This window comes from Chryseobacterium ginsengisoli (genome assembly GCF_039542325.1).
In the GTDB taxonomy this organism is placed as follows: Bacteria; Bacteroidota; Bacteroidia; order Flavobacteriales; family Weeksellaceae; genus Chryseobacterium; species Chryseobacterium ginsengisoli.
On sequence record NZ_BAABHX010000003.1, the window covers coordinates 608,193 to 628,594 of the forward strand.

Genomic DNA, 20,402 nt, shown 5'->3' on the forward strand with positions numbered 1-20,402 from the left:
AATTAAAAATGAAAAAGTTTTATCTTTTAACAATGCTTTTTTTGTTTGCATTTGTGACGAATGCGCAGATAAAAGTGCAGGGATTTCCCCGAAATGACCTTCAACTGAAATCTTCTCCGAAGAATCAGTCAGCTAAGAATGTTACAACTATCCCCATTAATTTTTCTGACATCCAATATTGGGTGGGAACAGGAACAAACGAAGCTGCTTTTGTAGTTCAATGGAATGACGGAAAGAATCCTGATGCTTTGGTTTGGGGTTTCAGATGGAACGGAACTGCGACTGGTGAAGAGATGTTGAAGGCAATTGCAAGTGCAGATCACAGATTTTACTCTTTGCTTTATCAGGGAACAGGACCTTACGGAACTGCAATCGGAGGATTTGGCTTTGATCTTAACGGTACTGGAACAAATGCTCTTTACAAAAGCGGAAATGTAACGTATCCTTATTATCCTGTAAGCGGAATTGTAAATACAACGTCTTATGATTTTGATGATTACGCTGCTGCAGATACCAACGACCATTGGCAATCCGGATGGATGACGAACGGATATTGGTCGTATTGGGTAAAAGATCCTACAGATCCAGATTTCGGATATTCCGGAGTGGGAGCAACAAGCAGAACTTTGGTAAACGGTTCTTATGATGTCTGGAATTTTTCAGCAGGATTTTCAGATACTCCGATTTCATCAACGATGACTCCGGTTTCTCCTTATGTTGCTTCAACAAATTATGCCAACGGATATTTTATGGTGAATGAAGAATGGTTTGGTCATACCAACGGTTCTGTTAATTTTATTGACTCTAATGGAAACGTAAACTACAGAGTATACAGCAATGCGAATAATAATCATGCTTTCGGAGCTACAACTCAGTACGGAACAATTTACGGGGATAAATTTTATTTTATTTCTAAACAAGCTGCAGACGGAGGTGACACTCAATACACTCCTGGAGGAAGATTAGTGATTGCTAATGCTCAGACTATGCAGAAAATTGCAGGATTTAATAATATCGGTGGAGGAGACGGAAGATCTTTTGTAGGAGTTAATGAACATAAAGGTTATATCGGTGCTTCTAACGGAATTTATACTTTTGATATTGATAATCTACAGGTTGGAACTTTAATTCCTACAACAGGAGGAGGAAGCCAGTACGCTGGACAAATCGGAAATATGATCAGAACTTCTCAATATGTTTTTGCGGTGAAACAATCTACAGGAGTTTTGGTTATTAATCCAAATACAGATACGGTTATCACTACGATTGCGGGATCTTTCCATTCGGTTGTTCAGGCTAAAGACGGAAGTGTTTGGGCAATTCAGGATCAGAAATTAGTTAAAATTAATCCTACAACTTTCGCTACAACAGTTTACAATATTCCTACAACGAAATATATCGGAGCTTGGGGAGCTTGGAACGCAGGAAGTCTTACTGCAAGCAGCCAGAGTAATACATTATACTGGATCAATTCTATTAGTAGCTTTGTTTCAGGAACTCAGATTGTAAAATTTGATGTGACTTCAGGAACTTTTAATGAAACTTTTGCAGCTATTCCGGGACAAACGGGAACTTACAAGCAAATTCCTTACGGTGCAGCTTTAAGAGTAAACCCGATTACCGACGAATTGATTTTAAATACAACAGAAAGCGGTTATGGAGCACATTATCAAAATAACTGGATCCATACTTTCAGCAATACGGGAACTTTAACGAATACAAAGAAATTAAACGACTATTATTGGTTCCCTGCAATAGCTGTTTTTCCGGATAATACTACTCCGGTTGTAAATAATACATTCCCGACGCAAGTAAATGTAAATAATATTACGACAATTGATTTAAAAACCGTAATTTCAGATACAGATAATTTGTCAGCGGCAATTGTGAAAACTGTAAAATCAAACAGTAATTCAGCAGCCGTTTCAGCAACAATTAATTCAAATGATGAATTAATTATTACTCCGCAAGGAAACGGAACGGCGAACATTGTAGTAAGTTTTAACTCAAATGGTAAAGTTGTTGATAAAACATTATCAGTGACAAGTTCAACTTCAGTATTAGGAATGTCTGAAGTGAAAAAATTAGAATTCAGTATTTACCCTAATCCGGTGACTGATATTCTTAACATTCGAACTCAGGAGAAAGTTTTAAACGTTTCTGTGTACGATATGTCCGGTAAAATGGTTAATGCCCAGTTCAGCAATGGACAGGTAAATGTAAGTATGCTTCCGAAAGGAGTGTATATCTTAATTGCAAAAACCGAAAAAGCGGTATATCAACAGAAATTGATTAAAAACTAAATCTTTAGTAGCATATCCAATTTTGTTTTGCCTCCACCTTTTGCCTTTGGTGGAGGCTATTTTTTGTTTTAAATTTAAAAAAAGTACAGACTAAAATAGCTGTACTTTGATAAGGTTTGTATTGATATTTAGTTCAATTTTTTTATAAAAGAGACGGTCTCTAAAGGTTCAGGACGGTAGCGATAATCGGGATCAGCTTGTACACTAAGAATTTTTCCATCCTGTCCGATGATAAATCTTGCAGGAATTGGAAGTTCCCAAGCATTAGATTCGTTTACTTCCTGAATATTATTTTGAAATTTGTTCCAATACAGATCTTTAAGGTCTTGAGGCATTTCATATACCAATCCAAAGGCTTTCCCTGCAGCATTGTCCTGATCTACCAACATATTATATTGCAGGTGAATTTGTTTTGCCTGTTTTTCAGTTCTGGAAAAACTTTGTGGAGAAATCACAACCAAATCGGCTCCGGCATTTTTAATTTTGCTGTAAACGCTGTTTAGAACTTTCACTTCCTCCACACAATAAGGACACCAAGCTCCACGATAAAAACTTACAACTAAAGGTCCGGTTTTTAAAAGCTCAGTAGAGGAAATAATTTCTCCGTTTTGATTTTTAAGATTAAATTCCGGAGCAATATCTCCTTCTTTTAAAATTTTTTCTGTCGCACCGGAATCCTGTAAAAATTTGATATGGTTTTCCATAATCTCGTTTTCTTCCGGAGTTATATTTGTAGCCACCCATTCTCTGATTTTTTGTAAACGTGGTTCAAGTTGGAAGTCTAGGTCTGTTTGATTTTGCATTGTAAATATTTTTATAAATTTTATGTCGTATTGACAATACAAAATTGCTTAAAAGCGTCTCTTTAAAAAATCTACCAGATTAAGAAAAGTGATGAAACTAGATTAACTTTTTCCTTTGTGATTTCTTATTTTAGATAAAAACTGAGTAGTCATTCCTAAATAAGATGCGATAATATATTGAGGGAATCGTTGTAGAAAATGAGGATAACGCTGAATAAATTCTTCATAACGTTCTTCGGCTGTACTGCTTAAAGCCCATCGTAATCTCATTCTTAATGCCAAAGTTCCTTGCTCGACCTGTCGGCGGAAAAAGCGTTCAAATTTTGGAACTAATTCGTATAATTTTTGTTCATCTTCATAATTCAACTGGATGATCGTACTATTTTCTAAAGCTTCCAAAAACATTGTTGCAGGTTGTTGCGTAATATAGCTTTCAAAATCTCCTGCCCACCAATCTTCCACACAAAGACCGACTACATGTTCCTGTCCGTTCCCGTCTAATAAATAAGTCTGAAAGCTTCCCGAAACAATATAACTTCGATTGTGACAAGGAAATCCGGGTTGTACGATGAATTGTTTCTTTTTAACCTTTACAATACGTAAATAAGAAATAAATAGTTGTTTTTCTTCTTCATTAAGGGTAATGAATCGTTCAACATTTTTTATGATGAGATCAAAATCATTCATTGGTACAAATTAAAGTATAGCTAAAAATACAATATTTTAAACAGTATTTCCTCGTTTATCAGATGTTAAAAAAGAGATTCGGTGAAAATGAATCTCTTTTAATATGTGAAAAATTTGTTTCTCTTAAATTATTATCATTTTTTATTTCCTTTAATATTAGGTAAAAATGCGGTGATGATTCCCATTAATGGTAAAAATGCGCAGATTTTAAATACATATTCAATGCTTGTATCATCGGCAACTGCTCCTAATACGGCAGAACCTATTCCACCCATTCCAAACATGAATCCAAAGAATAATCCCGCTACCAATCCTATTTTATTAGGCATAAGATCTGTTGCATACACTAATATCGCGGAAAATGCTGAAGCAATAATTAATCCTATTAAAACGGCAAATACGATTGTCCATAATAAAGAAAGATAAGGAAGACAAAGTGTAAATGGAGCGGCTCCTAAAATAGAGATCCAGATAATTTTTTTCCTTCCGTATTTATCCCCTAATTTTCCACCTAAAATTGTTCCAACAGCAACTGCAGCAAGAAACATAAATAAATACAACTGAGAATCCTTTACAGAAATATGAAATTTATCGATCAGGAAAAATGTAAAATAATTTGTCATGGAAGCCAGATAAATATATTTTGAAAATACCAGAGCTAAAAGAATCGTTATGGAAAATAAAACCTTCTTGCGGGACAACTGTATTGTAATGATATTATCAGGATGTTTAGCAGATTTTTTTAATGATAATCTTTCGGCATACCAGTTTCCTATTCTCCATAATAATATGATTCCGATAAAAGCTGCAATGGCAAAAACTCCAACGTAGCCCTGTCCTAAAGGAAGAACAATTAAGGCTACCAGTAAAGGACCAATTGCACTTCCTGAATTTCCTCCAACCTGAAAAATAGATTGGGCAAGTCCTTTTTGTCCACCGGATGCTAATTGTGCAACTCTTGAAGCTTCAGGATGAAAAACGGATGAGCCCATTCCAATCAATGCAACTGAAATAAGTATCATATAATATTGATGAGCTACTGAAAGCAATAATAGACCCGCCATTGATAATCCCATCCCAATTGCAAGAGATCTTGGATTTGGCTTTTTATCTGTATAAATTCCAACAAATGGTTGTAAAATCGATGCCGTAAGTTGGAATACCAAAGTTATAATTCCTATTTGAGCAAACGATAAGCTGAATTCGCCTTTCAAAATAGGGTATAATGAAGGAATTGTAGATTGAATCAGATCATTCAGAAAGTGTGAAAAACTGATCATGAATAAAATGGGATAAACAATCGTAGTTGTATCAATTGCTTTTGTACTTACATTTTCCATAGAATATTTTTTTTAATTCATCAGGTCATCTGATGAATTATATTAAATTTTTTTATTTTAATAAACTCTGTCAACAATTTGTTGAGCAATTAATGCCGCTTTTTCAACGTTTTTATCTGCAATTGCCTGAAATAATTCTGTATGTATTTTCTGAGAAACTTTAAAAGATTCTGTACTATTGTTATTGCTGATCTCAAAGGATTTTAAAATGCTTTTGCTTGCTACTTTATAGATATCTTTCAGCAGTGTGTTTCCGCAAGCTTCTGCAATAGATACATGAAAATTTATGTCTGCTTCATAGCATTCTAATGCCCTATTTTCTTCAGCTAATTGAGCTCTAAGATCTAAGTATTTCTTAATCGTTTTTAATTCTTCTTCACTGTGATGAATGGCTGCTTTTGCCGCAATTTTAGAATCTAATAAAGATCTTACTTCCTGTACTTCTTCCGTTTCTGCTTTGTTTATTTGAGATTCTAAAGATTCCTGAATATTTTTGGAAACTACAAATGTTCCTACACCTTGATGAACGTTTAAAACTCCTTTAATTGAAAGAATCTTGATTGCTTCACGAATACTGGAACGTCCGACACCATAAATTTTCATCAGTTCTGGTTCGGTAGGAAGCTTTTCACCAATAGAATATTCATCGCTGGATATTCCATCGATCAATCTTTCGGCTACTTCCTCTGCTAATGTTTTTCTTTGAATCTGCATAAGACGTCATGTCATCTGATGAATTGCAAAGGTATGTCTTTTTAATTTTATAACAAATGATTTGTGCGCAAATATGTTTTAAAAAAGAGATTTAAATATATTTTAAATCACGATATAGAGAAATAAAAAAAGAGATTCAAAAAAAATGAATCTCTTTTAAGTAGCCCGTAGGGGAATCGAACCCCTCTTACCAGAATGAAAATCTGAGGTCCTAACCGATAGACGAACGGGCCATCTACCAAACTGCAAAATGAATTACAGGGTTAGTATCTTTTGTTTTTATAAGTTTACAACTCTTAATTTTAATTACTCGGTTAGTAGTAATTAAGTTTTGTAGCCCGTAGGGGAATCGAACCCCTCTTACCAGAATGAAAATCTGAGGTCCTAACCGATAGACGAACGGGCCGACTATACTTATTAAGCTAGTTTATTAACGTGCTTAGTTAATTTACTTTTTAAGTTAGCTGCTTTGTTTTTGTGGATAATATTTTTCTTAGCTAATTTATCCAACAAAGAGATAACTTTTGGCAACTGCTCAGCAGCTGCAGCTTTGTTTTCTTCATTTCTTAATACTTTCAAAGCTGTTCTAGCAGTCTTGTGATAGTATCTGTTACGAACTTTTCTAACTTCGTTTTGTCTGATTCTCTTTAGTGCTGATTTATGATTTGCCATATCGTTCAAATGTGAGTGCAAAAGTATAAACTATTTTTTTATCTACCAAATTTATTTTCAAAAATTTTTAATTTTCTTCAGATAAATATTTTCGTAGTTTATCTATTGCTTGTTCTATTTTAATATTCTCTTCTTCTCTTTCTAATTTGTTGATGGTGCTCGTAAGCATTACCATCGCATTGTTCCATTCTCCAGTGTTATTGGTGAAGGTAAGTCCGTCAATCGTCACTTCAAAAGTCACCCTTTCTCCAGTCCTGTCAAGTCTGAAACTTATTTTATCATCTCTGCCTGTAATCCCGTCTTCATTGATTTTTAAATCATAACTTTTTGGGTTTGAGTGGATTTTCTTAAAAAGCAATTTTGCTTCTTGTATTTTTAAATCCGGCATGATATAAATTTGGTAGTCTATAGGAGAATCGAACTCCTGTTGCAAGGATGAAAACCTTGAGTCCTAACCACTAGACGAATAGACCAAATTTTGAGGTTGCAAAAGTAATGATTAACTTTTAAACTTCAAAATTATTTTTTATTATTTGAAAACTTTTTGAATCACTGTATTCTTAATTCCTTTAGTCTCAAGATCTTTCTGAAGCTTCACTGCATCCTCCAAAGAATACACTTTTCCGTAGGTATAATAGAAAACTCCGTTTTCCTTGTTTCTTTCAACATCTTTCAGGTTCTGAAGAATAAATGAATTTCCGTTCAGCTTATCACCTACATAGACTTCAATTGTGTAATATCCCGTGCTTAATTTTTGGTTAGGCATAAATCCTACAGCATAAGCATTTCGGAATCCTGCATCTTTAGCGGTCTTAATATTAATATCTCTTACCGATGCCAAATTCGTTACACCATAGTAATATTTGTACTGTCCGTTTTCTTTGATAGGTAAAATATAATTTAATCCTTTTAAAGCAGGATTTCCATCATCATATTTTTCAGGTGAACTTAATAATAAAATTCTGAAATCATTCTTTAAAGCTATTTCTGCCAATCTATCCGGTTCAGGTTTCTTTACTACAGCAGGAACTCCCGATTTTCTGTCAATGGCTTTTTTATAATCAATGATCGCCTGATAAATACTTTGTGAAATTTCTTCCTGACCTTTTTCTGATGCCAAATAATGACTTTCTTCCGGATGGTTGATAAATCCTGTTTCAATAAGAACAGAAGGCATCGCATTCATACGGAGAACGTGTAAATTTTTCTGGAAAACTCCTCTCGAAGATCTTTTGTCTTTATTCACGAAGTTATCTTCAACCAATCCTCCCAAAAGAAGACTCGATTCAAGATATTTACTTTGCTGAAGTTTTAAGGCAATTAAAGATTCCGGCGAACTTGCGTCGTAAGAACCGAAGGTTTGCTTATCCTTTTCATCCAAAAAGATCACATCATTCTCTCTTTTTGCCACTTCAAGGTTGGTGTCGTTCTGATCGGGACCTTGTACATAGGTCTCCGTTCCGTAGGCTGTCGGTTTTTTCGAAGAGTTACAGTGAATAGACACAAAAAGATCGGCTTTACTTCTGTTCGCCAGATTTGTTCTGTCGGAAAGAGAAGGATATTCATCGATCTTTCTTGTATAAATTACTTTAAAATCTTTATTTTTTTCGAGCATTTCGCCTACTTTGAGCGTAATAATGAGAGTAACATCCTTTTCTGCGACCCTTCCGATATCGGAATAAGTTCTGTTTGCTCCATGATCACTTCCTCCGTGTCCAGCGTCTAAAACAACCGTAAATTTCTTCTGCGAAAAAATGAAGTTGTTAACAAGTATAAGGAGAAATGATAAAATTATTTTAAAATTTACTTTGTGCATCTTACAGTTTTAAAAATTATATTAATTTTGAGCCTTAATTGTATACATATAAATATAACAAAAAAAATTGGTCAAAACCGTCTCCAAAAATATATTACAAATTTTAATTATCCTAATTTTTAACAATTTTTTAGCACAACAAACTCCTGAAAAATTGCCTAAAAATGCGGTTAATGATACTATTTCCAAAAAGGATACCATTGTCTTGAAAAAAGAGTCTCTGGAAGATGTTCTTCAAACAAAGGCAGATTTTCAGCGTAGAGATTTCCAGAAAAAGATGGTTTATCTGAATAAAAATGCTCAGGTAAAATATCAGGATATGCAGATCGATGCAGATTATATCTCTATTGATGAGCAAAAAAATCTCATGTATGCGCGTGGAAAACAAGATTCTTTAGGAAGAATTATAGAGCCCGTAATTACAACTCAGGCTGGTAAAAAATATGAAACCACCGAGTTTCAATATAACACGAAAACCAGACAGGCAATTGCTTTTAACGCAAGAACGGAAGAAAGTGAAGGGGTTATTGTTGCAAATAAAACAAAAAAATACAATGATTCTGTCTTTGCAATGAGACATGCAATCTATACAACCGACGATTATTTTATCAAGAAAAAAGATACGGCGGCAGATTATCATTTGCGGGCGTCCAATATTAAATTGGTAAATAAAGCTTCCATTATTTCAGGACCGATTCAAATGTATATTGAGCAGGTTCCGACTCCTCTGATTATGCCTTTTGCGATTTTACCTTTTTCAACTAAAAGATCTGCAGGTATCTTGATCCCGAGTTTTGGGGAAAGACAGGATGTTGGGTTCTTCCTGAATGGTTTGGGATATTATCAACCTATCGGAGAACATTTTGATTTAAAAATTCTTTCAGATATTTATACCAAAGGAAGCTGGAACTTGCGTCCGGAAATGAATTATATCAAAAAATACCGTTATTCGGGGAATTTCTCCGCGGATTTTGGGACAATGGTTCGTGGAATTAAAGGGTTGGATGATTACAGTAAGACCGGGACATACAGAATTGCATGGAGACACACTCAGGATACGAAGGCAAATCCTTTCCTGACTTTCTCCGCATCAGTAGACGTTGTAAGTACAAAGTTTTATAATAATACATTGAATAACAATTATATTTTAAATCAAAATGTATTAAATACTCAACAGAATTCAACGGTAACCATTACGAAAAGATTCCTGAAGTTGCCTGTGACAATTACAGGGACGACTTCTTATTCTCAAAACTTTGCAACTGGATTATCAGATCTTCGTTTGCCACAGATGAATGTTGCGATCAATCAGTTTTATTTATTTAAATCAAAAACTGGAGTAAGAAGTGGTTTATTGGAAAACTTAACGGTAAATACAGGATTCAATTTAACGAATTTCGTTCAGACTAATGAAGGTGAGCTTTTCAAAAAGGAAATGTGGGATAAAATGCAGACCGGACTGAAAAATAATATTGCTTTAGGTACCAATACAACGGTTGCAAAATATTTCACATTTAGTTTAGGAGCTACGATTGATAATGCCTTAACGACAAAAACAGTAGATAAGTTCTACGATCCTTTGCAAAACAAGGTTGTTACAGAAACCAATAAAGGTGTTTCGGGATTCTCTACTTTTTCAACGACAGCAAGTATTCAGACGACTTTATACGGGACACAAAACTTTAAGAAAGGTTCTGCAATCGAAGCGATCAGACATATGATGACACCAAGTATCGGTTTTACATATTCGCCTGATTTCGGTGGTTCCGGTTATGGATATTTTAAGAATTATTATGATGCAAACGGAGCTTTAACGCCTTATTCAATTTTTGAAGGAGGGATTATCGGAAGTCCCACAAGCGGAATGACAGGTGCTTTAGGATTTAATATCGGAAACAATATTGAAATGAAAGTGAAGTCTAAGAGCGATTCCACAGGTGTGAAAAAAGTGAAAATTTTCGAATCTTTAAACCTTTCGGGAAGCTATAACTTTGCTGCCAAAGATCACCCTTTTTCAATCGTTACGATCAATGGGCAGTCTTCATTCTTTAATAATAAATTGAGTGTAAACACAAGTTTATCTTTAGATCCATATAAAATTATTTACATTCCGGGACAGGATACAGGAATAAGAACTGAGGATTTTGGACATTTCAGTGTGCAGGGTTTCAACGTTCAGTTATCTTATCCTTTAAGTAGTGAAATTTTTGGAGAGAAAACAGATTACGGTAAAAAGTATAAATCGAAAGGAGAGGTAAGAAATGAAAACTATTATTTTGATGATGATAATTATGCTCACTTCGATCAGCCGTGGACTTTGAATGTGAATGCAAACTACGCTTATACAAGAAGCTCAGCTTCAAGAACTCCTACAAAATTAGCTTCGGTTGGTTTGGATGGAAGTATTAAGCTGACTCCTTACTGGAATATCAATGGAAGTACGCATTATGATATGGTGACGAGAGAATTGGCATATACGAGAATTGGTTTTGCGAGAGATCAGCGAAGTTTTACGATCAATTTCAACTGGGTTCCGTTTGGTCAATACAAAGTGTATGACTTCTTTATTGGTATCAAAGCCAATATCTTAAGTGATGCTCTTAAATATAAAGACAGAAGTTTCACACAACCAAATGCACCTTTCTAATATCGGATTGATATTTGATTATAGAAATAGAATATAAATTTTATATTTGCACCCAAAATAAATTCTAATGAAAAAAATAATCAACACAGTTAATGCTCCTGCAGCTATCGGACCTTATTCACAAGCTAATATGGCAAATGGTGTTTTATACATCTCTGGTCAGATCCCTGTAGATCCTGCAACTGGTAAATTGGTGGAAGGAATTGAAAAAGAAACGCATCAGGTAATGAAAAACCTTGAAGCTGTTCTTACAGAAGCGGGAATGACATTTAAAAACGTTGTAAAAGCTACAATCTTCTTAAAAAGTATGGATGATTTTGCGGTAATGAACGATATTTATGCTTCTTACTTAGATCCGGAAAGCTATCCGGCTCGTGAAACTGTACAGGTTTCTTGCCTGCCAAAAAATGTTGATATCGAAATTTCTATGATTGCACATCAGGATTAATGAATTTTATAAGAAATACAATTGCGGTTATCATAGGTCTTGGAATCGCTGGACTTATTATTACTCTTGGAATAAGAGCGTTTCCGCAATGGGTAACTTTTGAGGCTTTTGCTCCGTTCGAGCATTGGCAAAGATTTCTTCAGAGTATGAGCAATGATGATGCTTTCTTTGGCTTTCTTTTGGTTGTTTCCGGATTGGGAACTACAATCGGAGGTGTTGCAACCGCAATTATCGTAAAGTATGCTAAAGTAGCTTATGCTATTCTTATCGGCTTCATAATGCTTTTTATAGCGATGCTGGATGTTATTGTTTTTCCTTATCATCCTACATTTTATAAGATCTCTATTTTTCTCACGTTTTTCCCTTTTTCGTGGATCGGAGGAAAAATTGTAGAAGTCATTTATGAACGGAAAAAGAAAAAAAGAATCGCCGAAAAAATGAATAAATCATAAACAAAAAACGCTGCAATTTGCAGCGTTTTTTGTTGATATGAATGTGAAGTTTTAGTTGTTCAATTAAGGCATTGTAAATCCTCTTTGATAACCTCTTCCGTAGTCGTCCATATATTTTACCTGTACGGTTCCGGAAAATTTATTTAAAATACTTTCTATATCCTTTTGTGAATTTACAGGTTTTCCGTTAATCTCAGTAATGATGTAGCCGTCTACAATTCCTGCCTTAGCCATTTCACCGCCTTCTATTACATTTTTGGCAACAACCCCGCTATTTAAACCATAATAAGCCTTCGTTTTGTCATCAATGCTTTGGAAGTCAGCTCCGATTTTTTCAGTTACTGAAAGATCTGCTTTTGTTCTTGTAGCTGTTCCTCCTTTTTGGTCTTTCAATGTTACAGTTGTTGTAGCATCTTTACCATTTCTTTGATAAGTTACCACCACTTTATCTCCAGGACGTTTGCTTCCTACAGACATTGATAAATCTGCGAAATCTGTGATCGGCGTTCCATCGATATTTGTAATGATATCTCCTGTTTTCAAACCTGCATCTTCTGCACCGCTGCTTTCTCCAAATCCTGTTACCAAAATTCCTGAGCCTGCTTTATAATTTGTCTTTTTCTGTTTGTTGTAAGCTGCAACCATTTGGTCATCAGAAAGATCTAAAGAAGTTACACCTAAGAATCCTCTCTGTACAATACCAAATTTCTTAATATCCTCAACAATTTTTCTGGCTAAGTTTGCAGGAACGGCAAATCCATAACCTTGATAATAACCTGTAGTTGACTGAATTGCCGAGTTGATACCGATAAGATCTCCATTCGTGTTTACCAAAGCACCTCCAGAGTTTCCCGGATTAATCGCCGCATCTGTCTGAATAAAACTTTCAATTGGATTGGCAGCTTTCCCCTGAGATCCTAAAATCCCGATTCCTCTGCCTTTTGCAGAAACAATTCCCGCTGTTACTGTAGAATTCAATCCAAGTGGATTTCCTACGGCAAGAACCCATTGTCCAACTTCAATATTATCAGAATTAGCAAAATTTAAATAGGGTAATCCTTTTTCTTCAATTTTAAGTAATGAAATGTCAGTATTTGGATCTGTTCCTATTAAAGTTGCGATATAAGATTTTTTATTGCTTAAAACTACTTCAAGCTTATTGGCTCCTGCAACAACGTGATTATTTGAAATAATATAACCATCCGGCGAAATAATTACACCCGATCCCATTCCTGAAGGCATGTTGTCCGGTGTTTGCTGCTGTTTTTGTCTTTGCTGACCTCCTCGTCCACCAAATGGATCTCCGAAAAAGAAATCAAGCATATCTTGTTCTGAGGCTCTGCTTGTTGTTCGAGACTGATAATTTTTAATGGTTACTACAGCCGGAACTGTGGTCTTGGCTGCTTTTACAAAATCATCTCCTACCGCTGCAGAATTCATTCCTGCAAAGGAAACATTTGAAGCTTTTGTAAAATATGATTGGTCTGCGCTGTTGGAATCGTGATTTAAATATTGTAATCCTCCAACTGTAGTAGCTCCTGAGATAACTCCTACTACTGCAAATGGTAATAGTTTTTTTAAAGTACTCTTCATTGTATATCTTTCTTTATTATTTATTGATGTTTAAACTTTTCGTTTTACTGTAAACAAATTTAATGCTAAATAGGTATGCAATCGGTATGGAATGTTTCAATTTTAACTAAAATTTAACAGCAATTGCAATAATTTATATATTATGCCATAATTCTTAAAATCTCAATTAACGAACCTTAAAAAATTCTTAAAGACAATATGACATATAGATGGCTGTATTGTCATAAAAGTTAAATCTAATTATTGATATACGAAAGAATTATGTTTAAATGTCATAAAAATTGTGTTTTTAAGGATTATCGAAAAATTATTATCTTTGCAAAAATTTTTCTCACTTAAAACGTTTATAGCATGCAACTGTATAACACCTTAAGCGCAGAAGAAAGAGCTCAACTTATTGATGAAGCTGGTAAGGAACGTCTTACATTGTCTTTCTATGCGTATGCCAAAATTGAAGATCCCAAAAAATTTCGCGACGATTTATTTATAGCCTGGAACGCACTTGATGCATTGGGTCGTATTTATGTTGCCCATGAAGGTATTAATGCTCAGATGAGTGTTCCTGCGGATCAATTTGAAGCATTTCGTGATACGCTGGAAGTTTACGATTTCATGAAAGGTATTCGTTTGAACGTAGCCGTTGAGCAAGACAATCATTCTTTTTTAAAATTGACCATAAAAGTAAGACATAAAATCGTTGCAGACGGTTTGAATGATGAAACTTTTGATGTTACCAATAAAGGAATTCACTTAAAAGCTCAGGAATTTAATAACTTGCTTGAAGATCCAAACACGATTGTAGTTGATTTCAGAAATCATTACGAAAGTGAAGTTGGTCATTTTGAAGGTGCAATTACTCCTGATGTAGAAAATTTCAGAGAAAGTTTACCGATCATCAACGAACAATTACAGGATTTTAAGGAAGATAAAAATCTTTTGATGTATTGTACGGGCGGAATTCGTTGTGAAAAAGCGAGTGCTTACTTTAAACATCAAGGTTTTAAAAACGTTTTTCAATTAGAAGGTGGAATTATTGAATATGCACGTCAGGTAAAAGAAGAAGGTGTTGAAAGTAAATTTGTAGGGAAGAATTTTGTATTTGACCACAGATTAGGCGAAAGGATTACAGACGATATCATTGCGCAATGTCACCAATGTGGAAAGCCTTGCGACAATCATACAAACTGCGCAAATGATGCATGTCATCTTTTATTTATCCAATGTGATGAATGTAAAGCTGCAATGGAAAATACATGTTCTACAGAATGTTTGGAAATATTCCATTTGCCTGTAGAAGAGCAGCTTGCGTTAAGAAAAGGATTACAGGTTGGAAATAAGGTTTTCAGAAAAGGAAAATCTGATGCTTTGAAATTTAAAAATTCAGGAGATTTACCAACTCAAACTTTGGCAAAAGCAAAAGCTGAAACAAAAGATATTCGCCAAAAAATAAAAGTTAAGAAAACTTTGATTGGAAAAGCTGAGCATTATTATTCAAAATCGCAAATCGCACAGTTTTTAATTGAAAATAAAGAACTTTCAGTTGGTGATAAAGTTTTGATTTCAGGACCAACGACCGGAAATCAGGAAATTACCATTACTCAGATTTTTGTTGATGGAAATTTCAGCGATACGGCAAAAGCCGGAGATCAAATTACTTTTGAACTTCCGTTCAGAGTTCGTTTGTCGGATAAATTATATAAAATTTTAGAAGCTGAAAACGCATAACCATCATGTTAAAAGCTGAGCTTAGAAAAAAATATATGCAAAAAAGAAAAGCCTTGTCGATTGATGAGGCTTTCTTGTTATCTGAAAAGATTTTTGAGAATTTTATTCAATATTTTAAACCTGTTTCTGGACAGAAAGTACACATTTTTATCCCAATTGAGAAGTTTAAAGAAATTGATACTCAAATATTTATTAATTATTTTTTAAGCCGAAATATCAAAGTTTTTGTTCCTAAAATTGTTGATACAATATTAATTTCCGTAGAAATTTTTAAGGATACAAAATTTGAAATCAATCATTGGAATATTTCAGAGCCCGTTTCCAATGAAGATTCCGGAGTTTTAGATTTTGATTATGTCATTACACCTCTGCTTTATTGTGATAAAAAAGGAAATAGAGTAGGCTACGGAAAAGGTTTTTATGATGGTTTTTTCGAAAGTATTTCTGAAGAAACAAAAAAAATCGGAGTTAATTATTTTAACCCCGATGAAAATATCGATGATGTCTGGGAAAATGATATTCCGCTAGACTATTTGGTAACGCCTACTGATGTGCTGTCTTTCTTTAATAAAGGATTTGAGTAGAAATTTAAGAAGAAAAATTTAAATTCTTTTTTCGTATTCGGAGTTGAAACCAAAATATATTGAGCATTTTTCTCAAAAGAACCCAAAGATTTGTTCTTGCTGTCGAAATATTCTACATTGAATTTCGCGAAATCAAGCGTATCTTCTTTATAAAAATCCTGATAAACTTCCAGATTGTTCACTTTTACACTTTTTACCTTTAAACTGTCCAATTCGCGGAAGAGTTTTTTAAAAGTCATACTATCCGGTCTGTGGAAATAACTCTGCATCTGAGAATAAATTACAGTGTCTATCTCCGTATTTCTATTTCCGGTAAGATATAAGGTAGACAAATCCAAAAGTTCCTGAACTTTTTGCTTTGTGATCACATTAATAGCTTGTGCACTGTCCATCTGAACGGCGGGATATGTTTTGGTATTGTTGCTGTTTCGAAGTTTGTCCAGATCGCTTACTTCTGTGTTTTTATTATTACATGAAATAAATGCAAGAAGCAATATGCTGAAAATCAAAAAATTATTTATTCTCTTCATTTGTAGTTGCAATTTTAAATTTAATGGAGATGATCTTTCCGTTATTATCTTTTTTCATTTCTATTACACTCAGGTTTTTTAGTGTAGTGGTTGGTGTTGTTACCAGTGTAATGTATTTTTGTTTGTCCAGTCTTTCTATTCCGTAGATATTATTATCGTAGATCTGATAAATAATTGCGCTGTTACTGATTAAACTTTCTAATTGATTTCTCTTTCTTTTAAGTTCTTCAGGGTCTCCTTTTGCATCTTTAATAGAGAAATAGTATGCTGCCATTTTGTAATCGTCAGGTTTTAGCTCGATTGTTTCTTCGTCTGGTGCGTTTTCAAGACTTCTGCTTACCTCTAAATATTCGTAAAAAGGTGAGCTGATCTGCATTTTCAGGATTTTATCCTTCGTTGAATAATAAAAACATTCTCCAGGTTTTATTTTATAAAGAATCGGGGATTCATTTTCCTTAATAACTTTTATTTCCAATGTATTGATTACTCCGACTCCCCTGTCTGCATCCGTAAAACAATATTTATAAGTCTTCGAAAAAATTTCGTCTTTAAAACCTAAAAATCCTGTTATGAGAATTAAAATTGTGGTAATAAATGCCCAAGCGTTCTTTTTAAAGAAATTTTTCTTGGATTTTACAACTTCAGAATCAGATGAATTCGCTAATTCTGTGTTTTTATTAAATGATTGATTTTCAGTATCAAATTTTTGTAAATCGGGATTTTCAGGTGCCTTAAATGCCTGTTTTTCGGATGGATTTTCAATTTTAGGGATATTAAGCGATGCAGATACTGTTTTCTCCAAGTCTTGCAGCTCATTCATGTCCAAATTATCATCTTCCTGAAGTAATTCTCCTGCAAAAAGATGCTGCTTTTTGAACTCGTACCAAGAGTCATAACCTGCGTAAATACTCAATAAATTGAGCATGTCTATTCTTGGTAATTTGGTAACCGGTGAGTTTTTAAAATAGGTATAAAAAGATTTTTCGCTTATGTTTCCTTTAGCCTTTTTTCTAAGGTCTTCCTGGAAATATATTATATCTATACCCTTCCATTTTGAAATATCATCATGGGAAGGGGTGTATTCTTTCAAATATTGAGCCTGTACATCCTTTTTTAGTTGCTCAAAGTGTAATAAATCTAAATCGGTCAATTTATTTTAAAATAATTAAATTATTGATTATCAGTTGTATTTATTTGTAAATCTATTTTACAAAGGTATTACAATTATTTTTCATAAACAAATTTTCTATCTGCTATACCTTTGTCTTGTTCAAATAACAGAACAGAAAAAAGATTTTATAAAACAATATTAACAAAATTAAATTTAATTTATTATGAAAAAGTCATTATTCGTAGCTGCTATCGCTGCAATCTCTCTAGTAGCTTGTAAAAAAACTGAAGCTAACGCTACTGAAGCTACTGCTGATTCTGCTACTACAGCTATCGATTCTACAGCTAAAGCTGCTGATTCTACAATCACTGCTACTGTTGATTCAGCTAAAGTTGCTGTTGACTCAGCTAAAACTGGAGTTAAAGAAGTTGCTAAAGATGCTAAAGCTGAAGTTAAAGAAGTTGCTAAAGACGCTAAAACTGAAGTTAAGAAATAATTCTAGCTTAAGCTTAAAAATAAAAGAACCGTTTTACCCAGTGAAGCGGTTTTTTTATGTCCTTATATTGCGATCAACAATAACACTGATCCCAATATTATTCCTTTTTCTGTTTTAACGTTTCATAGCAGGTAATTGCAACCGCATTACTCAAATTTAGAGAATCGATGCTTCCCGACATTGGAATTAAAGTGTTTTTTCCTTTCCCGATCCAAAAATTACTCAAACCGGAATGTTCCGTCCCGAATAAAATGGCAGATTTTTGCTTAAAATCTCTTTTATAAAGATCTTCAGCTGTTTCATCCATGATCGTTGTATAAATATTGAATTGATTTTTTTGAAGAAATTCAAAAGTTTCCTGATTTTCTGCCTGAAAAACTTTCATTCCGAATAGACAGCCTACACTGGATCTGATCACATTTGGATTGTAAAAGTCTGTTTTTCCGTCAGAAACAATCAGTGCATCAATTCCGAAAGCTTCGCAGCTTCTTAAAATTGCCCCTAAATTTCCAGGCTTTTCAACGCCTTCAACAATAATTATCGTAGAATCTTCTTTTGGTTTAAATGATGATAAATCAGCTTCTTTGGTTTTATAAACCCCGATTATTCCTTCAGAACTTCCCCGATAAGCAATTTTTTCATAGACTTTATCGCTTACCAAGTGTATTTTCCCTTTTGGAAGCTCTTTTTGAAAAATATTTTCACAGATAAAAAACTCAACAGACTCGAAATGATATTGTTGAGCACGTTCGTTTTCCTGTTGACCCTCCACTACAAAAACGTCTGATTTCTTGCGAAACCTGTTGTCTGTAAGAAGTTTGGAGATGTATTTTACCTTTTCGTTCTGAAAGCTTTCTATTAACATTCCGCAAAATTATGTAAAATTTATTTTTAAATAGGGCTAAATAAAAAACCTCAGATTATTTCTGAGGTTTTTTATTTTATTCTTCTGAAGTTTCGGAGGTAATTTCTAAATTATCAATTAGCTTTAATCCAGAAATTTCTTCATTGGCTTTTGCCCTTGTAATTAAGTTTTCAGGAAGAGCTTTCGATGCTTTTGCTCCCATTATTTTTAACCTTTGTACTGCTGTGACTAGGTTTCCTTTTCCATCAACAAGCTTATTCATTGCTCCTTCATATTCAGTTTTTGCTTCTTCCATCTTTTTCCCGACTTTAACGAGATTGGCAACAAAACCTTCAAATTTATCATATAAAGCTCCTGCTTGACGTGCTATTTCGATGGCGTTATTCTGTTGCTTTTGGTTAGTCCACATACTGTCGATCGTCCTTAAGGTTGCTAATAAAGTGGAAGGTGTTACAATAACAATGTTTTTTTCAAAAGCCTTATTATATAATTGGCTGTCGTCATTCAGAGCTATTGCAAAGGCAGGTTCTATCGGAATAAATAATAAAACGAAATCGGGACTTTCTATTTCGTAAAGATTGTGATAATTTTTGGTTCCTAATTGTTCAATATGTCTTTTTAAAGAAAGAACATGTTCTTTCAAGAATTGAGTTTTCATCTCATCATTTTCCTCATTTACATATCTTTCATATGCAACCAAAGACACTTTAGAATCGACAATCATTTTCTTTCCATCCGGAAGATTTATGATTACATCAGGCTGAACACGATTTCCTTCATCTGTTAAATGGCTTTTTTGAATTTCATATTCACGTCCTTTTTCGAGTCCTGACTTTTCTAAAACTCTTTCTAAAACCAATTCTCCCCAGTTTCCTTGTACTTTACTGTCTCCTTTTAATGCTTTGGTTAGGTTTAAAGTTTCTTTGCTCATTTGTGCATTCAGATCTTTTAACCCGATAATTTGTTCTCTTAAAGCAGCATGATAATCAATACTTTCTTTGTGAGTAGTTTCTACTTTTCTTTCGAAATTATTGATTTTTTCTTGAAGAGGATTTAATAGGTTTTTGATATTTAATTGATTTTGCTCAGTGAATTTTTCAGATTTTTCCTCTAAAATTTTATTTGCAAGATTTTCAAACTGCAATTTAGATTCATCCTGAATCTTTGTAATTTCCTCTTTTTGAGTTTCTAAAGACTTTTTTAGATTTTCATTGATCGCGGAAAGCTCAGAATTTTTCACAAATAGGGTTTGTTTTTCGAATAAAAGACTTTCAATCTGAGAGTTTTGTTTTGTGTTTAATTGTTTTTGCTCTGAAAATTGATTACTTAACGAAGAATATTCTGCAGAGATTTTCGCAAATTCATTCTTTAGATCATTAAACAGATCTGATTGCAGTTGATTTTGTTGCTTTTCTTCGTTGATATTTTGATTCAGTTCTTGGATTTTCTTATTAGAATTTTCTAAATCTGAATTATTTTTAATGTGTAAATTATTTAGTTCATCATAAGAATTTCTCGAAATCATAGACGATTTCAATACGAAATAAAGAATAACCGCTCCAAGAATTCCTCCGGTAATGAAACCGATAATTAAATATGTCATCTCCATTTTTCAA

The 20,402-nt window shown here is 33.8% G+C and carries 19 protein-coding genes and 3 tRNA genes; 7 read left to right on the forward strand and 15 right to left on the reverse strand.

Going from position 1 to position 20,402, the window contains the following annotated elements; genetic code table 11:
• The first annotated feature begins 8 nt into the window (after positions 1–8).
• On the forward strand, positions 9–2,303 hold the full coding sequence (locus tag ABD940_RS11995; protein WP_345204069.1) for a T9SS type A sorting domain-containing protein: 2,295 nt from the start codon (positions 9–11) through the stop codon (positions 2,301–2,303).
• A 128-nt stretch (positions 2,304–2,431) separates the two neighbouring features.
• On the opposite strand, the gene ABD940_RS12000 is transcribed toward ABD940_RS11995, so the two are convergent.
• The 10 genes from ABD940_RS12000 to ABD940_RS12045 all read right to left on the reverse strand — a co-directional run bounded on the left by ABD940_RS12000 (position 2,432) and on the right by ABD940_RS12045 (position 8,335).
• Positions 2,432–3,106: a peroxiredoxin-like family protein gene (locus tag ABD940_RS12000; RefSeq protein WP_345204071.1), complete on the reverse strand. Its 675-nt coding sequence runs from the start codon at positions 3,104–3,106 to the stop codon at positions 2,432–2,434.
• Between the two features lie 102 nt (positions 3,107–3,208).
• The gene (locus ABD940_RS12005) at positions 3,209–3,793 is read right to left on the reverse strand and encodes a Crp/Fnr family transcriptional regulator (RefSeq protein ID WP_345204073.1); all 585 of its coding nucleotides are present in this window, start codon (positions 3,791–3,793) and stop codon (positions 3,209–3,211) included.
• Between the two features lie 134 nt (positions 3,794–3,927).
• Entirely contained in the window at positions 3,928–5,133 is a 1,206-nt protein-coding gene (locus ABD940_RS12010) for an MFS transporter (RefSeq protein WP_345204076.1), read from the reverse strand.
• Positions 5,134–5,190: 57 nt separating this feature from the next.
• Positions 5,191–5,847 carry a FadR/GntR family transcriptional regulator gene (locus ABD940_RS12015; RefSeq protein WP_345204079.1) on the reverse strand — a complete coding sequence of 219 codons (657 nt, stop codon included), beginning with the start codon at positions 5,845–5,847 and terminating at the stop codon, positions 5,191–5,193.
• A 161-nt stretch (positions 5,848–6,008) separates the two neighbouring features.
• Positions 6,009–6,080 (reverse strand) — tRNA-Glu (locus ABD940_RS12020).
• A gap of 101 nt (positions 6,081–6,181) precedes the next feature.
• Positions 6,182–6,253: transfer RNA gene (locus ABD940_RS12025), tRNA-Glu, on the reverse strand.
• 11 nt (positions 6,254–6,264) lie between these two features.
• On the reverse strand, positions 6,265–6,519 hold the full coding sequence (gene rpsT / locus ABD940_RS12030) for a 30S ribosomal protein S20 (protein ID WP_345204081.1): 255 nt from the start codon (positions 6,517–6,519) through the stop codon (positions 6,265–6,267).
• A gap of 67 nt (positions 6,520–6,586) precedes the next feature.
• On the reverse strand, positions 6,587–6,907 hold the full coding sequence (locus ABD940_RS12035; protein WP_345204084.1) for a hypothetical protein: 321 nt from the start codon (positions 6,905–6,907) through the stop codon (positions 6,587–6,589).
• A gap of 10 nt (positions 6,908–6,917) precedes the next feature.
• Positions 6,918–6,992: transfer RNA gene (locus ABD940_RS12040), tRNA-Glu, on the reverse strand.
• 56 nt (positions 6,993–7,048) lie between these two features.
• Positions 7,049–8,335: an N-acetylmuramoyl-L-alanine amidase family protein gene (locus tag ABD940_RS12045; protein WP_345204086.1), complete on the reverse strand. Its 1,287-nt coding sequence runs from the start codon at positions 8,333–8,335 to the stop codon at positions 7,049–7,051.
• 67 nt (positions 8,336–8,402) lie between these two features.
• On the opposite strand from ABD940_RS12045, the gene ABD940_RS12050 reads away from it, so the two are divergent.
• The 3 genes from ABD940_RS12050 to ABD940_RS12060 all read left to right on the forward strand — a co-directional run bounded on the left by ABD940_RS12050 (position 8,403) and on the right by ABD940_RS12060 (position 11,882).
• Entirely contained in the window at positions 8,403–10,982 is a 2,580-nt protein-coding gene (locus tag ABD940_RS12050) for a putative LPS assembly protein LptD (RefSeq protein ID WP_345204089.1), read from the forward strand.
• Positions 10,983–11,049: 67 nt separating this feature from the next.
• The gene (locus ABD940_RS12055) at positions 11,050–11,430 is read left to right on the forward strand and encodes a RidA family protein (protein ID WP_345204091.1); all 381 of its coding nucleotides are present in this window, start codon (positions 11,050–11,052) and stop codon (positions 11,428–11,430) included.
• The gene (locus ABD940_RS12060; protein WP_345204094.1) at positions 11,430–11,882 is read left to right on the forward strand and encodes a hypothetical protein; all 453 of its coding nucleotides are present in this window, start codon (positions 11,430–11,432) and stop codon (positions 11,880–11,882) included. The genes ABD940_RS12055 and ABD940_RS12060 overlap by 1 nt, the downstream gene beginning before the upstream one ends.
• A 63-nt stretch (positions 11,883–11,945) precedes the next feature.
• Here the strand turns inward: ABD940_RS12060 and ABD940_RS12065 are convergent, their stop codons facing one another.
• Complete coding sequence (locus ABD940_RS12065; protein ID WP_345204096.1) at positions 11,946–13,475, reverse strand: trypsin-like peptidase domain-containing protein; 1,530 nt, start codon at positions 13,473–13,475, stop codon at positions 11,946–11,948.
• A 351-nt stretch (positions 13,476–13,826) separates the two neighbouring features.
• Between ABD940_RS12065 and trhO the strand changes: the two genes are divergently transcribed.
• Together trhO and ABD940_RS12075 are read left to right on the forward strand one after the other, a co-directional pair.
• On the forward strand, positions 13,827–15,200 hold the full coding sequence (gene trhO / locus ABD940_RS12070) for an oxygen-dependent tRNA uridine(34) hydroxylase TrhO (RefSeq protein ID WP_345204099.1): 1,374 nt from the start codon (positions 13,827–13,829) through the stop codon (positions 15,198–15,200).
• 5 nt (positions 15,201–15,205) lie between these two features.
• A complete protein-coding gene (locus ABD940_RS12075) occupies positions 15,206–15,784 on the forward strand; it encodes a 5-formyltetrahydrofolate cyclo-ligase (protein ID WP_345204101.1) in 579 nt (192 codons plus the stop codon).
• Here ABD940_RS12075 and ABD940_RS12080 read toward each other — a convergent pair.
• Positions 15,730–16,314, reverse strand: coding sequence for a hypothetical protein (locus ABD940_RS12080; protein WP_345204104.1), 585 nt, complete (start codon positions 16,312–16,314; stop codon positions 15,730–15,732). The genes ABD940_RS12075 and ABD940_RS12080 overlap by 55 nt on opposite strands.
• Positions 16,298–17,464, reverse strand: a complete 1,167-nt coding sequence (locus ABD940_RS12085; RefSeq protein WP_345204106.1) for a hypothetical protein — start codon at positions 17,462–17,464, stop codon at positions 16,298–16,300. The genes ABD940_RS12080 and ABD940_RS12085 overlap by 17 nt, the downstream gene beginning before the upstream one ends.
• 184 nt (positions 17,465–17,648) lie before the next feature.
• Between ABD940_RS12085 and ABD940_RS12090 the strand changes: the two genes are divergently transcribed.
• Positions 17,649–17,921: a hypothetical protein gene (locus ABD940_RS12090; RefSeq protein WP_345204108.1), complete on the forward strand. Its 273-nt coding sequence runs from the start codon at positions 17,649–17,651 to the stop codon at positions 17,919–17,921.
• A 97-nt stretch (positions 17,922–18,018) separates the two neighbouring features.
• On the opposite strand, the gene ABD940_RS12095 is transcribed toward ABD940_RS12090, so the two are convergent.
• Positions 18,019–18,786, reverse strand: a complete 768-nt coding sequence (locus ABD940_RS12095; RefSeq protein ID WP_345204111.1) for a TrmH family RNA methyltransferase — start codon at positions 18,784–18,786, stop codon at positions 18,019–18,021.
• 76 nt (positions 18,787–18,862) lie between these two features.
• Positions 18,863–20,395, reverse strand: coding sequence for a DNA recombination protein RmuC (locus tag ABD940_RS12100; RefSeq protein WP_345204113.1), 1,533 nt, complete (start codon positions 20,393–20,395; stop codon positions 18,863–18,865).
• Between the last annotated feature and the right edge of the window lie 7 nt (positions 20,396–20,402).